At 72.0% G+C, this 14,489-nt stretch carries 19 protein-coding genes; 1 reads left to right on the top strand and 18 read right to left on the bottom strand.

Translation table 11 applies throughout. The features are described 5' to 3' along the window. Positions 1-126: 126 nt before the first annotated feature. On the bottom strand, positions 127-891 hold the full coding sequence (locus tag HCJ93_RS26575) for a hypothetical protein (protein WP_167998361.1): 765 nt from the start codon (positions 889-891) through the stop codon (positions 127-129). Positions 892-985: 94 nt separating this feature from the next. Here HCJ93_RS26575 and HCJ93_RS26570 point away from each other — a divergent pair, with 94 nt between their 5' ends. After that, complete coding sequence (locus HCJ93_RS26570; RefSeq protein WP_167998360.1) at positions 986-1,204, top strand: hypothetical protein; 219 nt, start codon at positions 986-988, stop codon at positions 1,202-1,204. Positions 1,205-1,285: 81 nt separating this feature from the next. On the opposite strand, the gene HCJ93_RS26565 is transcribed toward HCJ93_RS26570, so the two are convergent. The 17 genes from HCJ93_RS26565 to HCJ93_RS26485 all read right to left on the bottom strand — a co-directional run bounded on the left by HCJ93_RS26565 (position 1,286) and on the right by HCJ93_RS26485 (position 14,343). Then, the gene (locus tag HCJ93_RS26565) at positions 1,286-1,783 is read right to left on the bottom strand and encodes a hypothetical protein (RefSeq protein ID WP_167998359.1); all 498 of its coding nucleotides are present in this window, start codon (positions 1,781-1,783) and stop codon (positions 1,286-1,288) included. An 84-nt stretch (positions 1,784-1,867) separates the two neighbouring features. After that, entirely contained in the window at positions 1,868-2,074 is a 207-nt protein-coding gene (locus tag HCJ93_RS26560; protein ID WP_167998358.1) for a hypothetical protein, read from the bottom strand. Positions 2,075-2,118: 44 nt separating this feature from the next. Continuing rightward, entirely contained in the window at positions 2,119-2,307 is a 189-nt protein-coding gene (locus HCJ93_RS26555; protein WP_167998357.1) for a hypothetical protein, read from the bottom strand. A gap of 44 nt (positions 2,308-2,351) precedes the next feature. Then, positions 2,352-4,652 (bottom strand): winged helix-turn-helix domain-containing protein, encoded by a 2,301-nt coding sequence (locus tag HCJ93_RS26550; RefSeq protein ID WP_167998356.1) that lies wholly within the window; start codon positions 4,650-4,652, stop codon positions 2,352-2,354. An 86-nt stretch (positions 4,653-4,738) separates the two neighbouring features. Then, positions 4,739-5,167, bottom strand: a complete 429-nt coding sequence (locus tag HCJ93_RS26545) for a conjugal transfer protein TraB (RefSeq protein WP_167998355.1) — start codon at positions 5,165-5,167, stop codon at positions 4,739-4,741. Positions 5,168-5,178: 11 nt separating this feature from the next. After that, the gene (locus tag HCJ93_RS26540; RefSeq protein WP_167998354.1) at positions 5,179-7,662 is read right to left on the bottom strand and encodes a hypothetical protein; all 2,484 of its coding nucleotides are present in this window, start codon (positions 7,660-7,662) and stop codon (positions 5,179-5,181) included. A 123-nt stretch (positions 7,663-7,785) separates the two neighbouring features. Then, on the bottom strand, positions 7,786-7,989 hold the full coding sequence (locus HCJ93_RS26535) for a hypothetical protein (RefSeq protein WP_167998353.1): 204 nt from the start codon (positions 7,987-7,989) through the stop codon (positions 7,786-7,788). Beyond that, positions 7,986-8,534, bottom strand: coding sequence for a TraA-like protein (locus HCJ93_RS26530; protein ID WP_167998352.1), 549 nt, complete (start codon positions 8,532-8,534; stop codon positions 7,986-7,988). The genes HCJ93_RS26535 and HCJ93_RS26530 overlap by 4 nt, the downstream gene beginning before the upstream one ends. A gap of 136 nt (positions 8,535-8,670) precedes the next feature. Continuing rightward, positions 8,671-8,832: a hypothetical protein gene (locus HCJ93_RS26525; RefSeq protein WP_167998351.1), complete on the bottom strand. Its 162-nt coding sequence runs from the start codon at positions 8,830-8,832 to the stop codon at positions 8,671-8,673. Between the two features lie 31 nt (positions 8,833-8,863). Continuing rightward, positions 8,864-10,732 carry a DUF2637 domain-containing protein gene (locus HCJ93_RS26520; protein WP_167998350.1) on the bottom strand — a complete coding sequence of 623 codons (1,869 nt, stop codon included), beginning with the start codon at positions 10,730-10,732 and terminating at the stop codon, positions 8,864-8,866. A 241-nt stretch (positions 10,733-10,973) separates the two neighbouring features. Then, positions 10,974-11,333: a hypothetical protein gene (locus HCJ93_RS26515; RefSeq protein ID WP_240967890.1), complete on the bottom strand. Its 360-nt coding sequence runs from the start codon at positions 11,331-11,333 to the stop codon at positions 10,974-10,976. Positions 11,334-11,434: 101 nt separating this feature from the next. Next, on the bottom strand, positions 11,435-11,752 hold the full coding sequence (locus tag HCJ93_RS26510; protein ID WP_167998349.1) for a WhiB family transcriptional regulator: 318 nt from the start codon (positions 11,750-11,752) through the stop codon (positions 11,435-11,437). 139 nt (positions 11,753-11,891) lie between these two features. Further along, positions 11,892-12,071, bottom strand: a complete 180-nt coding sequence (locus tag HCJ93_RS26505; RefSeq protein ID WP_167998348.1) for a hypothetical protein — start codon at positions 12,069-12,071, stop codon at positions 11,892-11,894. Between the two features lie 295 nt (positions 12,072-12,366). Beyond that, entirely contained in the window at positions 12,367-12,750 is a 384-nt protein-coding gene (locus HCJ93_RS29735) for a hypothetical protein (protein WP_240967888.1), read from the bottom strand. A gap of 147 nt (positions 12,751-12,897) precedes the next feature. Next, positions 12,898-13,311, bottom strand: coding sequence for a hypothetical protein (locus HCJ93_RS26495; RefSeq protein WP_240967887.1), 414 nt, complete (start codon positions 13,309-13,311; stop codon positions 12,898-12,900). Between the two features lie 149 nt (positions 13,312-13,460). Then, the gene (locus tag HCJ93_RS26490) at positions 13,461-13,619 is read right to left on the bottom strand and encodes a hypothetical protein (RefSeq protein WP_167998330.1); all 159 of its coding nucleotides are present in this window, start codon (positions 13,617-13,619) and stop codon (positions 13,461-13,463) included. A 121-nt stretch (positions 13,620-13,740) separates the two neighbouring features. Beyond that, positions 13,741-14,343 (bottom strand): hypothetical protein, encoded by a 603-nt coding sequence (locus HCJ93_RS26485; protein WP_167998347.1) that lies wholly within the window; start codon positions 14,341-14,343, stop codon positions 13,741-13,743. Positions 14,344-14,489 lie beyond the last annotated feature (146 nt).

The raw sequence follows: 14,489 nt of genomic DNA, 5'->3' as shown, positions 1-14,489 counted from the left end.
GTGGACAGCAAGCAGCGCGCCCGCCAGTGGTTCGTCGGCGGGCGCGCTGCGAGGCGGCCGGTCGGCCTGTCCAGCCCTCGCCCACCCGCGTCGGGGTGGGCGAGGACCAGGCGGAGCGACCGGAAGTCAGTCCCGGAACGGGCAGCTGCTGTGCGGGTGCTGCTCAGCGGCCGGGGCCGGGGGCTGCACCGGGACGTGGATCTCGGGCTTGACGGTGACCTTCGCCGGGCGCCCGACGACGCGGCGGCGCAGGGTCAGGCCGCGCATCGCGAACGCGGACAGGAACGTCCAGGCGAGGACGGTCAGCGCGGCGGTGACGGGGCGGCTGGTGTCCGGGGTGGCCGTCCAGACCATCCACACGGTGGCCGCGCCGTGCCCGGCCCACATCGCGCGCACACCGTTGTTCCGCGACAGGAAGCCGAGGACCAGGCCGACGATGCCGGTGAGCAGCCACAGCGTGTAGACGGTGGAGGCCGCGACGGGAAGGCCGACGGCGTGCTGCGCGATGTATGTGCGCACCGGCTGGTCGACGACGGCGAACACGCCGCTGGAGGTGTCGACACCGACCTGCACCTTCGGCACGGCGGTGAGCAGCTGGCGGAGCGTCTGGAGGATGACTTCGCCAGCGGCCTGGGCCATCAGCAAGACGAAGGAGAGGCCGGCCACCGTGAGGACCGCACGGATCCAGGGGGCCATGTACCGCAGGCCGTCCTCGGGGGCGCTGAGGATGTCCTCCCACATCGCGTTCAGGACGCCGCCCTCTTCCCACGCCTGGTTCCACCACGTGCGCAGCGCGGCGAACCGCGGCTCCTTGGGCGGCGCCTTCGGGAAGGGCACGGGCAGGTAGGTGAGCTCCTGGCGGTTCTTGCCGGTGTTGTCGTTGGGCTGCACGGGGCAACTCCTTGTTGTCGATGCGGTGTTCACGGAGCGTGCGAGTGGGCCAAGCTGTGAGCGACGGGGCCTGGAGAGAAGGGAGGCGGCTGCGATGGGGTGGTTCACCCGCGATGAGCCGGAGGAAGTCGTCTTCGATGAGGTCGTGGACACGGACGGGCAGATCTGGCCCGCGTTTACGGACGACGACGGCGTGCTGTGGATCGACGTGGACTACGACGTCGAGGTGGTCATCAACGGCGCGATCGTGGACGGGCAGATCCGAGGTGCCGAGGTCGATGAGCACGGCCGCATCTGGATCGACTACGAGTGACCGCCAGGCCGGACGGCCTGTCCCGCACCCGAAGCCCCGGCCCGAGGGCGAGGAATCGGATACGAGGCAGGGCGCCCGGAGTCAGCGGACGTCGTTGCGGGTGCGGGAGAACATCCCGCGCTGGTTGCTGGTGTTGTTGATCTGCGTGTTCTGGACGACCGGGCCCTCGTACACGTTCTTGGTGACGGCGTTGCGGGCCTTGTTGATCGCGCCGCCGATCGCGGTGGCGACCATGGCGACGCCCGCGAAGGGGAGGGTCACCATCAGCACGCCGTAGAGCGTGACGGAGGCCAGGCCCTGGAGCACGAGCCAGGCTCCGCAGCCGATGCCGGTGATGCCGGCGCCGACGCCGATGGAGGCCACGGCGATCCCGGCCGCCCAGGCGGGCACGATCCGCTTGTCGTCCTGATGGACGGGCGGGGTGTCGCCGTACGCGGGCAGCGGGGTGTCGTCGCGGAACGACGTCGGGATGTGCCGCACGGGCGTCTCGGGCCGGTACGCCTCTTGGATGATCCGCTTGGCTTCGGCAGCGGCTTCGGACTCGGACAGCGGGGGGCGGGTGGTGTTCTCGAACTCCACGGTGTTCTCCGTTCGGGCAGATGCGGGAGCGCCCTCCCCGCCGTGGTGGCGGGGAGGGCGCAAGGGGCGGGGGGCGGAGGCCGGTTACTGCGGCGGGCGGGTGGCTTCCTCGAGGGCCTCAACGGTCGGGTACTGCCAGAACGGCAGCGGCCGGCGGGACTCGAAGGAGACCCGGACGCCGTTGCGGCGGCCGATGAGCAGCAGCTCGTGCACCAGGGCGCGGGCCTCGGGGCTGGCCGCGAGAACGTCGGCGGCGTCGTCGACCACGAGGGCCAGGGGGCGCTGGGTCATCGTCAGGTTCTCCGTTTCGCTGGGCGGGTTGGAGCCAGGGGTGGTCACAGGGAGCTGATCCATCCCGTGAGGGAGGAAACAGCGCCGGTGATCGTCGGAGCGATGCCGGTGTTGGCGAGGAAGAAGCCGAACAGCAGCACAGCGATGCCCGGCATGATCCGCTGGTAGCCGGTTCGCACGAGGATGACGACGATGATGCCGAGCAGCAGCACCAGGGAGATCGACAGGGCCACAGGTATCGGTGTCCTTCGGTGAGCGTGATGGATGGGTGGGTGGGTCAGGCGTCGGTGCGCTGCCAGACGCCGCGCTTGATCGTCTTGGCCAGGCCCTTCGCCTTGAGCTGGGAGCAGGCGTTGCTGACGCTGGAGGGCTGGAAGCCGGGCAGCGCCTCGCGCAGCTCCTTGAGGCTCTTGGGTCCGTCGGCGAGCAGCTCGTAGATCTGGTCCTGGAGGCCGGGCTCCTCGCCGGGATCGGCGCTGTCGCCGAACGGGATGCCGAACGGCGCCTCGGTCGCGGCGGCCGGGGCGGGCGCCTCACCGCCGCTGCCGGGAGCGCCGTCCGGGGCCGACGGTGCGGCCATCGGCTCACCGTCGGGGGTGCGGGCCATCGCCTGGGCGAGGGTGTCGCAGTCGGCGTACGGGTTGGTGTGCCGCACGGCGTAGAGGGCGGCGCCGGCCTCCGCGGCTTTGGCCTCGCCCGCGGTGAGGCCGGTGGGCGGGTCCTCGCCGTACAGGGCGATCAGGTCGGGATAGACGCCGTCCTTCTTCTCCGCGAAGAACGTGCGCATGAACTTCGCCCGCCCGTCGAGGAACATGTACGCCATGCCCGCGGTGGACTCGCCGTCCTCGTCGTCCTTGCCGGAGAACAGCGCCTCGATCTGCCCGTTCTCGTAGATCCGGGCGGGGATGTTCTCCATCTGGAAACCGGCCGGGGCGATGCCGTCCAGGCCCATCTCCTTGGTGGAGGAGGAGGCGGTGCGCATGAGGAACAGCGCGCCAACCTTGCCCTGCTGGCGGATCGCGTCGTCGTCGCCCAGGTCTTTGAGGTGCAGGGACTGGACGGCGAGCCGGATGCCGATGCCGACCTTGCGGCCCGTCTTCTGGATGTCGGCGATGAGGTAGGCGGTGGCCTTGCGCATCGCTTCGTCCGGGTGGGACAGCAGGCGGTTGATCTCATCCAGCGTGATGTTGAGCAGCGGCCACGGCCGGTTCAGGGCGAAGTCGCCGCGCTTCATCTCGTTGGAGATCCGCTCGCGGTACTTCATGACCGCGTGCGCGGCCGTGAGCATCAGCAGCGTCTCCACCGGGCCCTTGGCGAACCAGTCGACCCGGCCCTCCGCCTCCGGCAGGGACATGCCGCCCTGGACGTCGCCGACCCAGGAGACGACGCCGGAGCGCTTCTCCGCGGCGAGGATCAGGTTCTGCAGCACACTCTTGCCCGCGCCGGTGACGCCGGCGGTGATGCCGCGCAGCGCGCCCTGGCCCGGGTCCCACAGCCGCATCCGGGCGGGCTTGCCGTCGTGGCAGACGCCGATGGTGATGCGGCCCTTGGCGTCCATCACCAGGTCGTCGACGGTGGCCTTGCGGACCTTCATCAGCGGGTTCGTCTTGTAGACGGAGACGACGCCCTGCCGGATGCCGTCGGTCTCGATGACCAGCCGGGATGGGTCGTCGATGCCGAAGGCGGAGCAGATCGCCGTGTGCGGCAGGCGGATCTCCTTGCCCGGCGGGGAGGCGACCAGCAGCACGATGCGGTGGTCCTCGATCCGGTAGTCGAGCAGGTCGACGCCCGGGGCGGCGCCGCCGGGCGCGGACACGGCCGACTCCCACAGGCCGCGCAGGCCTTCGGCGGTGGCCTCGGTGTCCTCGGTGGTGGGGCGGGCGATCAGCCGCATCCGGCCGGGACCGGAGCCCTGGATCGGGCGGATCTTCACGGTGCCGACCGGGAAGTCGAACGCGGCGGCGAGCTGTACTTCGGTGAAGGTGGGCACCGCCTTCCCGGCCTGGGCGACGACGACGGCCTCGAAGTCGGGCCGGTCGGCTCGGTACGGGGTGATGGACACCAGCCGGGTGGCGTCGCCGGTGGCCTGCTGCCACTTCGCTGCGAGGAACTCGGTGTAGGTCAGCGGCTCACCGGGACCGGCGCCGTGCGGCGCCTGGTGCTCGGTGAGCTCCAGGACCAGGCCGGCGCTGCGGGTGAGCGGCGCCATCCAGCCCATCAGGGACGCCCACGCGGCCGGGGCGACGACCTCCCACCAGTTGAAGCCGGGGGTGATCAGGTTCGCCACGTAGGTGCCGGCGGCCGTCAGGAACGGGATCGCCCGCTGCGCCCGAGTGAGGAGGCTCAGGCCCTGGTCGGGGTCCTTGGTCTTGGCGTACAGCCAGGCGAGCGTGCCCAGGCCGAGCCCGCCGGAGGCGAGGTAGGACCAGGCGCTGTCGTCCAGCTGCGGGCCGATGGCCATCCCGGCCGCCGCGAGGGCGTAGGAAGTGCGTTCGGCCAGGACGCGCCGGTAGATGACGTGGCCCGGGACGCGCTTGAGGGTGTCGGCGGCCGGCGCCGCCTGGTCGATGGTGCTCAACACAGCCTCCGTTCAGGGACAGGGAGCAGCGGGGGCCCGAGCCCGGTGTGCGGGCCCGGGCCCCTGCTGCTGCGGAGTGGGGTTGGTCAGCGGCGGCCGGTACGCCGGTAGAAGCCGGGCTTGGCCTGGCGCACGCCGGAGCCGTTGGAGGCTTCGTAGCCGGGGCGGTACTCCCTCTCGTGGGCCTGGTTGAAGCCGCGGGCGTCGGTGTCGACGGCGTCGGCGGCGTTCACCATTTCCCCGGACGCCTCCGCGACAGCGGTGAGGGCGGCGGAGGTGTCCTCGATCATCGAGGTGAACCGGGGTTCGACTTCGGCCTGGCCGCACATCTCCGACAGCCGCATGGCCGCGGTGGCGTTGGCCTGCATGTGGGAGCGGAGCAGGTGCATGCCCTCCTTGAGGAAGAGGGCGGAGGCCGCGAGCTGGGCAGTCCGGCCGGCCAGGGCGAGGAAGCCGTTGCCGGTGCTGGCGCCGCCGGTGTTCATGCCCGGGATGGCGGGGAGGTTGTCGCTCACGTGATCTCCTCTCAGTTCTCGTTGTGGATGCGGGCGGCGGGCACGGCCAGGCCCGCGTCCTCGGTGGCCTGCTGCAGGGGCCGGTAGGCGTCGAACATCGCGTTCTCCGCGCTCTCGGAGAGCTCCGCCGCCGCCAGGGACTTGGTGGACATCTCGTCGGCCTTGCGGGCCAGCAGCTCCATGGACTCCGCGAGCTTGGCCATCGCCGCGCCGGTCATGCGGCCGATGACGTTGTGCGTGGAGCGCAGGTCGGCGGCGAGGTCGTCCAGCTCGTGCCGGATCTGCCGCGCCTTCTCGGAGAGCTTGCGGCAGGTCTCGTGCGCCTTGAACGACTGCTCGGTGAGCTCCTCCAGGACGTCGAGCGTGTCGTCGAGGGTGACCTCGGTCTCGTGCTGGGCGTCCATGTCCGCGATGCTGCCGCTGCCCCACTTCGTCAGCCAGGCGTCACTCACGCTGTTCTCCTTCGTGCTCGTGCTCGAGGTGCCGGCGGGAAGACCTGCGCCGGACATGGCCGGGCCGGACCCGGGGGAGTCGGCCCGCTCGACCGTGACCGGACCAGCCGGAGCGGACACCGCCGTCGCCATGCCCATCGCCTCGAACGGCGACAGGCGCGGCGTACCGGTGCCGGGCACTGTGCCGCCGCCCGGCGGGGCCGGAGCGGTGGTGACCCCGGCGACCGAAGCGGCCGGGCCCGGTGCGGACGCCGGCGGCAGGGGCGGTGTGGCCGTACCGGTCGGCGGTGCCGGGCGGGGCCCAGGAACTGTGGTGGTACGCATCCGGGCGCGCTTGCGGGCCCGGTCCTTGGCCGTGGACCAGGGCGTGCGGCGGACCGGTGCCTTCGCGGCCGGACCGACCGGCGCCTTCACGGCGGGACCGGCGGGCTTGGTCGTCTTGGTCTTCGGCCCGGTCTTCTTCGGCTTCTTGACCTTGACCTTGGTGATGACGGGAGCGCTCATCTTCTTGCGGCGGCGCTTGAGCCGCTTACTCGCGGTCTCGTGCACGGCCTCGCCGAAGGTGGTCCGGCCCCGTGCGGCGGCCTTACGGGCCGCGTCCATCTTCTTGCCGTACTCGCGGTCGAAGCGGCGGCACTTGCGGCAGCGGCAGCCATACGTGTCCGACGCCGCCATCGTGCCGTGCGCGATCCCCGGCGTGAGCTTGACCTTCTTGCCCTTGCGGGACTTCCCGCCCGGCGCCGTGGGCACCGGAGCCGGGATCGTCCCGCCCTTGCCGGGGCGGGTCTTGCTCTTCTTCCCGCCGCGCTTGCTGCCAGGCGCCGTGGTGCCCGCGCCGCTGCTGCCCTTCCCCTTCGGCATGGTCTTCGGACCGGTGCCGGAGGTGGTGGTGCCGGGCTTCTTGCGCAGGATCCCGGACGGGCCGGTCGTACCGCGCGGCGACTTCTTCGTGCCGCTCTTGGGGCCAGTCCCCGTTCCCTTGCCGGTCCCCGTCCCGGAACCCGGTCCGCGCTTCTTGCTCAGACCGCCGGACGAACCGCCGGCCCCGGACCCGGTGCTGCCGGGCCCGCGCTTGCGGTTGGTGGTGGAACCACCGCCGGAGGAGCCGGAGCCGCCGCCGCTGCCGGGGCCGCGGTGCTTCCTTCCGCCTCCGCCGCCGCTGTTGCCCGGTCCCTTGCCACCGCCGGAGCCGCCCGAGCCGCCGGACGATCCGGGACCGCGGTTCTTCTTCAGGTTCACGCCGCCGCCCTGCGAGGTGCGCTTGAGCGGGGTGATCCCGGAGCTGTTCTTGTTGGGCGAGCGAGTGCGACCGCCGCCACCTGAGCCGGAGCCCGGACCGCGTCCGCGACCGCCACCACCACCGCCGGAGCCGCTGGGCGACCTGGTCGTCGACCCGCCGCGCCCCCGGCCACCCGAGCCGCTGTACGGCCCGCTGCCGCCTCGTCCGGACCTGCCCGGACCCGAGCCGCCGGAGCGGCCTCCCAGGCCGCCAGGACCACGCTGGAGCGTCTTGCGGCCGTACTCGTGGCTGGGCTGCACCTGCTTCTTCGAACCGCCCCCGCCGGAGCCGTCCTTGGCGGTGCTCGCGGTCTTCGCGACCGCTTCGCGCTGCTCCCGGTTCGCCCGGCCCGCCGCGACAGCGGAGTGGATGCCGCGCATGGCTGCCAGGGACACCGCGAGGATCGCCGCCAGGGACAGCGACCCCAGGCGCGGCGCGGCGGGCTGCGCCCCCTCCGAACGGAAGGTCGCCGGAACCGTCGTGCTCGCCGTCGCGAGCGCAGCAGCGGGGGCTGCGGCGGGCTCCGAGTCGGCGGCGAACGGGGTCCCGAGACCGGGCTCGGGCAGGGTCGCGATGACACCCATCGGATCGGTTCGCGTCGCGGGTGCAAACGCTTCGGGCGTGGCCGGGGAGGCGTCTGCGGGAGCGGCGAACGGTACGTCGTCCGGGACCGAAGCAGGGGGTTCCGCGGGGGGTTCGGCCGGGGCGGTGTACCCCACGCGGGGGAAGTGGATCAGGTTGTTCGGGCCGTCATCGTCGGCCATGACGTCTCCCTCTCGAACTTGACAGACGGTCACCGCCTGGGGCACCCTCGCGCGCGCACGACACGCGCGCGCCTTGGGGTGCTCCAGGCGGCGAGGAGGAGGCGGTGATGAAGAAGAACTTCGTCACCCTCCGTGGTTCTTGTAGAAGTCGTGCAGCGTCTTGGTGAGCGCCGCCCACAGGTTCGGCTTGCCGTCGCGTTCGGCCTGGCGGGCCAGGGTCCGGCACGCGTCGTACCAGACCCCGGCCCGCTCCTGGTCGCTCTGGGCCTCCGCGACCCGCGCGTTCCAGAACTTCGCGCGGTTTTGCACCTGCCGAGGCGTCGTCACTGCCCTTCTCCCCTCGGGAAGTAGTCGTTGATCGTGCTGGTCGGCCGCTCACCACCGGCCGCCATCGGCCACTGGTTCCAGGGGTTGTCCGGGGTCACGAACTCCGCCGGCCGCGCCTGCGGGACCGCGCCCGGGGCCTGCTCGGTGGGGGTATTGAGCGCGGTCACCGTCTTGTCCAGGGACTTGGCGACGGCAGCGCCCAGGGCGGCCTGCCTGCCCTGCTTGCGCTGCAGCTTCCGGGCCTCCGCCGCCGCCCTGCGCTGGGGGAGCTCCAGGACCTCGTTCTTGTAGGTCGCGTACAGGGCCTCCGCCTTGCTCGCGGCCTCGCCGGACGCCTTCTGCATGGCCTTGAGCTGCCGCGACACCTTCCAGGCACGGATCTTCTTGGCCATCCAGCGGTCGCCCTCGATCGGCGTCTGTTCCAGGCGCCGGCGCACGATGTCCGCGATCTGCCCGTACTGCTGGGCGTCACGGACGTGCTGGTCGCGGACGGTGGCGGTGAAGGCCCGCAGACCCTCATCCGTGAACAGGGCGTTGATATCCATCAGGTGGGTTCTCCTTCTCGGGGCGGGGGCGATCTGGGAGGCTTTGTGGTGGCGTTTCGGCGCCTTCACCGCGCTCCCGAGGCGCTGGCTTCGTCTCGGGGGCCGGTGGAACCGTCGAAACCGCAGTTCGTGCAGGTCAGCGCCGCTTGCGCGGCAGCAGGCGAGGGTGGCACCACCAGCAGTCGGGGCCGTGGTCGTACGGACTGCGGGAGTGGACGATCAGGAACGGCGTGGCCAGCACGGTGGCCAGGGCCACCAGGGCGAAGACCACGCCGACCGCGTACATCGGGGTGCTCATCTCGAACTCCTCACTTCGGTGAATACGCAGGTCACTGCTGGGGTCGGTAGCCGTCGGCGAGGAGCGCGACGGCCTCCTGGCGGTACTCGGAGGCGGTGCCGGGCGAGGTGACCGCCAGCTCGCGCTGGATGTCGGCCAGCGGCAGCTGGTCGGCGTCGCCGCCGACGGCGAGGATCATCCGGGCGACCTTGCGGACCGCGCGCTCGCGCGGCTTGAGCTTCGCGGCGTCCTCGGCTTCGACCGCGCGCCGCTCGATTTCGGCAGCGGCGCGCCGCGTTTCGGCAGCGGCCCGCTCGGCTTCGGCGGCCTCCTTCTTGGCGCGCGCGATGTCGGCGAGAGCGGCCTCCCGGCGGCGGTCCTCCTCCGCCTTCTTGCGGTCCGCTTCGGCAGCAGCGCGCCGCGCTTCGGCAGCGGCCTTCTCCGTTTCGGCAGCACGCCGGTCGGCTTCGGCAGCGGCCTGGCGGGCTTCGGCGATGGTCTGGGTCTCGATCGCCTGTGCCTCCGCCGCGGCGACCTTGTCGGCCTCCGCCGCTTCCTTCCGCTTCTGGGCCGCCTGGCGCTCCAGCTCGGCTGCCTCCAGGTCCGCCGCGGCCGCCGCCCGGCGTGCCTGCGCGATCCGCTCGGTCTCGATCGCGCCGGCCTCCGCGGCCGCGACCTTGTCGGCCTCGGCCGCCGCCTTGCGCTGCTCAGCGGCCTTCCGCTCGAGCTCGGCCTTCTCCAGGTCGGCGGCGGCCGCCGCCTTGCGCTCCTGGGCCTCCTTGCGCTCCGCCTCGGCCTCACGGGCGCGGGCTTCGGCGATCACAGCGCTGTCGAGGGCCTGCTGCTCCAGCTCAGCGGCCCGCTCTGCGGCGCTGACCTGGGCACGAGCGTGAGCGCGGGCCTGACCGGTCTGGCCTTCGATCTCCGCCTGGACCAGCTCCACCCTGCCCTTGGCGCGCAGCCGCTCGGCTTCGGACTCCGCCTTGGCGACCTCGCTGCGCGTCTCCGCGTCCAGGCGCCGGCGCTCGGCCTCCTCCGCACGCTCCTGAGCTGCTTGCTCCTGCTCGTCGGGCATGGCCAGGGCCTGGTCGACGGTGTAGCCGTAGGGGGCCATCTTCATCGGCAGCAGCTCGTCCTCGCTGGCCTTGGTGATGTCACCGTCGTACTTGCGCTTGAGCCACTGCTCGTACGCGATGAGCTGCTGGTCGCGGCGGATCATCTCCGGGTAGGAGGTGACGCCCCACAGCCGCATCCGGCGGAAGATCCGGGCGGTTGCGACGGGGGCGAGCACCCAGCGCATCCACGGGATGGAGTCCCGTTCGGCCTGCTCAGGGCGAACAACGCGGTCGATGGCATCACGGCCCAGCTCCACCACGGTGATGAAGAGCACCGGCACGACGCCGTGGGCGCCGGCCGCGACGTAGTCGAGCAGCTTCCAGGAGCCCTCCGGGGCGCCGGACGCGGCGTTAAGAACGACGGTCGCGCCGGTCAGCAGCCACACCGGGTAGCGGATCCAGCTGATGGGGCGCTTGAGCCAGGCCATCAGCAGGTCGACCGCGATCATCACCATGATGCCGACGTCGACGCCGACCGCGAACAACTGGCCCTTGCCCAGCGATCCGAAGCGGAGCTCCTTGAAGGCGAAGGCCGCGACGTGTTCGAAGGACAGGTACAGGCCGATGCCGGCGAGGGCGAGCGCGGCGATGACGATCGCTCCGGTCGTCCACTTCTGGGTGCCGGTCAGCTTCGCCGGGGAGGGCTTCGTTCCGGTTCCGCTTTCCGTCTCCGAAACGAACGCCGTCGTCTCCGAAACGGTGCCGGGCGTCTGCGAAACCGGCGTGGGCGTTCCCGAAACGGCGGCCGGTGCTTCCGTCTCGGGGTCGGGGTCAGCCGCGGTGTGCGGCCAGTCGGTGATCGTCATGGGGGGCCTCCGGAGGGGGTCGTTCAGGGTGTGCGCGAAACAGCGGCGGCTGCTCCCGAAACGCGACGGCGCGTTCCCGAAGCCGTGGTCGGTGCAGTCGGTTGATCGCGAAACTGGCACCGGTTCTGCCCGCTCCGGGCGCACGGAAAGGTCGGCGGCACAGGGGTGGGCGGCCGGTATCGCGAAGCGTCACGGGGGCGGGCTCGAAACTGGGTGCGGCTCCCGCCGGGCGGGCGCGAAGTCAGCTCTCGGGGAACTGCGCGCCGTGCCGGCGAAGGTCGGCGGTGGTGATGCCGAAGTGGCGGCACCGGTCGATCAGCGGCTGGATCCTGGCGGCGTCGGCGCGCGCCTCGGGCGAGCCGACGCCGTACAGCCGCTGCGTGGCGAACAGCTCGTTGAGCGCGGCCGCGGTGCGGGCGGCATGCCGCTCGAAGCGGCCCTCGCCCACCCACTCCTCCGCGATGACGTGGAGGGTGGTGCGCCAGCTGCCGTCGTAGTCCTCGGGGTCGATCGGCGGGATGTCGCTGCCGAAGATCGCGAAGGCGGCGGCCTGGGCGGCGGCTTCCGTGCCGGGCTGGAGCGGGGTCATCGTCGTGGCCATAGGGTCCTCCCTTGGCTGTCGGTCCGGGCTGTCCGGCTCCCCTTCACCGCCCGTCCCGGCCGCCGTGGTGCAGCGGTCGGTGCAGGCGGATCAGGCAGCCGTCAGACCGGATCGGCGGCCTTGGAGCGGGTGCGGGCGGCGCGGCGCTTGATGCGGCGGCGGTCGTCCTCGCTCATGCCGCCCCACACGCCGTGGGCCTCGCCCATCTCCAGCGCCCAGGAGGCGCAGCGCTCCAGCACAGGGCACCTGCGGCACACCGACTTGGCCTCCTCGATCTGCAGGAGCGCCGGGCCGGTGTTGCCGATGGGGAAGAACAGCTCGGGGTCCTCCCGCGTGCAGGCGCCGTCCTCGCGCCAGTTGGTGTTGACGGGCAGGTCGGCGTCGGGGGCGTAGCTGGTGCGTACGATGGAGCGGTTCATTCAGGGCCTCCCAGAAGGTCCGTACGACAGCCTCGGGGCCGCAATCCCCGGGGCTGTTCACGTGGTGGCGGCCGGATGGCCGGAGCAGGGGTGAGCTCCCGACGCTCTCCGCAGAGGGGGCGATTTGAGCGGGGATGGCTCAGCGGGTGCGCTTGGTGCGCTGGCGGTCGAGGTAGGCGTCTTGCAGCCGCTCGAACGCCGACCACAGCCGCTCGCCGTCGGAGCAGCGGGCGGTGCCGGTGCAGTGGGGGCAGCTGGTGGTGTGCGCCTGGTGGGCGCGGGCGGCTGCCTGGTAGCGCTGGTACAGGTCGTCAGGCACGCGTTGTCCGTCTCTCGTGGTGCCGGCGGGTGGGGTGGAGGTCGGCCACGCGGTATCCCGCCTCCCATGCCGCTGCGGCAGTCACGGCAGCGGCAGACAGGAGCAGACGGGCGAGGGGATGGCCGGGGCCGAGAGCGAGGGCGGCCCGGGCAGCGCGGTGCTGCGCCGCTCGGGCCGCGTGTATGAGGTGAGGCATCCGGTCCGTTTCGTCAGCGGGGCCGCTGCTGCGACTGCTTGTTGACCTCGCGGACCTTCTCGGAGAGCTTCTTCTGCTCTTCTTCGGTGAGGCGGGTGATCATGCGGTCACCGCCTTACGCCCGTCCCCGACCGTGGTGCTCGGCGCGGGTGCCACACCGGGCGGGCAGTCGCTGCCCGTGCAGCTCCACCGCCCGCACAGCGGACAGGCGTCATCGGCCATCGCCGGCCGGTGCAGAGTGAGCACAGGCTGCCGCTCGTAGCCGGGCATCATCTCCTGCAGCGTGCGCCGCGCCCGGCGCTCGGCCGGGACGCGGGCATCGGTCTCGCGGACCATGCGGGCCAGGAGGTCACCGAGCTGGCGGTGGGCCGCCGTGGCGCAGGGGCCGGTGTGGAAGGTGCCGCACTGGTCGCAGGCGTATTCCGGGTTGGCCGCGGTCTCTGTCGTGCGGGCCGCAGGTCGTGTCATGATCGCTGTGGTCAAGGGGATCTCCTGTTCAGGTCCGTTGACCGGACAGCCCCGGAGCTCTGACCTTCCGGGGCTGTCACCGTGGCTGGCCGGACGGCCAGCCACGGCCCCGCTCCCACCTCTAACGCTCTGGTGAGGTGGGAGGGGGACCGTGGCGAGCCGTCAGACCGCAGGCGCGTATGCGGTCCTGGCGGGGCGGATCAGGTAGTCCGACGTCGTCCACACCGAGCCGATGGCGAACGGCTGGCCGTCCGGGCGCAGGGTGTCGCGGACGACGACCGCCCACCGGGCACTGTCGCGGCGCAGCAGCTGCGCGGCGTCGGCGGGGTCGGTGACCAGAGCCAGGACCTCGAAACGCCCGTCCACGTTCTGGTAGATCGCGCCAGGGAGGCGGGGGCCGATCTCCTTCTCCACACGTGCCAGGTCGGCGGCGCTGCTGCCCGCTGTCATGTGCCGCTGCGGATGTGGACGTCCCGTGCCCGCGCCGCCCTGGCGGCCGTCCCGCTCGTGCGGGGTCGGACGTATCGGCAGCGGCGGGCGGGTCTCCGCACGCGCTGGGAGTGTCATGCTGGTCATGTAGGTCGAGTCCTTCCATCAGAGTGACCTGCGGCAAGACGAACCCCCAGGGGGCCAATCCCTGGGGGTTCGTCGCGTGAGTGCGTCCTGCGCACTCCACCGGCCACCACCCCGGAGAGCGTGGTGGCCGACGGGCAGCGCAGGCTGCATCAGGCACCGAAGCGGCGTGCCTGCTCGTTCAGGTTGTGGATACGGTCGGCGATCTCACGGCGCTGCGACCGGGACAGACCCTCTTGCGTCAGCTGTCGCTGGGCGGCAGCCAGCTGGTCAGCGATGCGCTGCTGCGGGGTCCGGGGATCGGTCGGCACGGGCATGAAGTCCTCCCAAGAAGTCAGGCCAGCAGGGGAAAGGGCGCTACGAGCGCTCACGGCCCCGGCCATCCCGCAGAGGGGTGGCCGGGACCGTGATCGTTCGTCCGGAGCGGGTCAGCTAGCGGCCCTCGGGGTGCAGCGTCGTGAGCGGCACCTGCGGCGCACCCAGCGGCGCTTCACCGGCGGGCAGCTGCGCGCGGCGGGTGTCGGCGTCGCGGACCGCGGACTCGGTCGCTGCCCACTGTTCCTTGCGCAGCAGCCACAGGGGCCGGCCATCGCCGGGCTCGTCGGCCGCCGGCATCTGCTTCTGCGCGGCGATCTGGCTGACGGCCGGGGCGACCGCGACCTTGGGCTTGCGCCGCACGGTGGTCCGGCGGCGGTGCACGGTCTCCGAGTTGCCGTCCGTCAGGTGCTCCTCCCACTTCCGGACCGTGACGTCGACGAGGAGGAGGCGGTTGCTGCCCAGACGGCACCGGACGGCCGCGTCCTTGCCCGCGCGGCCGGTGTCGTGCGGCACGACCTTGGGCTTCTTGGTCTGAAGGCCGGTGATCGGCACCCACGTCTCGCAGTCGGGGCAGACCAGCGACGCGCAGGCGGGACGCAGGTCGTACTGGTGGGGCCGGAGGGTGGAGAGAGCCAGCGCCGGGCGGGCGTTGACGGTGCGGGAGCGGGTCCGGCTGCGGCGGGGACGAGCGGTGCGCTCAAGGGTTGAAGCAGACATCTGAACTCCTCACGGACAGAACAGAGTGGCGGGGACGCGGGTCGCGATGCTCTCTCCGCCCTCCGGGCCGCACGGCACAAGGCCGGCGTCCCGCAGGACAGACAGCGCACAGCGCTGCGACGTGCACACAGTTCGTCGCGGCCGTC

This window comes from Streptomyces composti (genome assembly GCF_012034205.1).
GTDB lineage: Bacteria > Actinomycetota > Actinomycetes > Streptomycetales > Streptomycetaceae > Streptomyces > Streptomyces composti.
Note: the sequence above shows the minus strand (reverse complement) of the source record. Positions and strands in the feature narration are given on the sequence as shown.

What these genes read in the sequence shown, in the direction of transcription:
- HCJ93_RS26570 (WP_167998360.1), top strand. Translation starts at nt 986, where the DNA reads ATGGGGTGGTTCACCCGCGATGAGCCGGAGGAAGTCGTCTTCGATGAG.
- HCJ93_RS26560 (WP_167998358.1), bottom strand. Translation starts at nt 2,074, where the DNA reads ATGACCCAGCGCCCCCTGGCCCTCGTGGTCGACGACGCCGCCGACGTT.
- HCJ93_RS26540 (WP_167998354.1), bottom strand. Translation starts at nt 7,662, where the DNA reads ATGGCCGACGATGACGGCCCGAACAACCTGATCCACTTCCCCCGCGTG.
- HCJ93_RS26530 (WP_167998352.1), bottom strand. Translation starts at nt 8,534, where the DNA reads ATGGATATCAACGCCCTGTTCACGGATGAGGGTCTGCGGGCCTTCACC.
- HCJ93_RS26525 (WP_167998351.1), bottom strand. Translation starts at nt 8,832, where the DNA reads ATGAGCACCCCGATGTACGCGGTCGGCGTGGTCTTCGCCCTGGTGGCC.
- HCJ93_RS26520 (WP_167998350.1), bottom strand. Translation starts at nt 10,732, where the DNA reads ATGACGATCACCGACTGGCCGCACACCGCGGCTGACCCCGACCCCGAG.
- HCJ93_RS26515 (WP_240967890.1), bottom strand. Translation starts at nt 11,333, where the DNA reads ATGGCCACGACGATGACCCCGCTCCAGCCCGGCACGGAAGCCGCCGCC.
- HCJ93_RS26510 (WP_167998349.1), bottom strand. Translation starts at nt 11,752, where the DNA reads ATGAACCGCTCCATCGTACGCACCAGCTACGCCCCCGACGCCGACCTG.
- HCJ93_RS26495 (WP_240967887.1), bottom strand. Translation starts at nt 13,311, where the DNA reads ATGACCAGCATGACACTCCCAGCGCGTGCGGAGACCCGCCCGCCGCTG.
- HCJ93_RS26485 (WP_167998347.1), bottom strand. Translation starts at nt 14,343, where the DNA reads ATGTCTGCTTCAACCCTTGAGCGCACCGCTCGTCCCCGCCGCAGCCGG.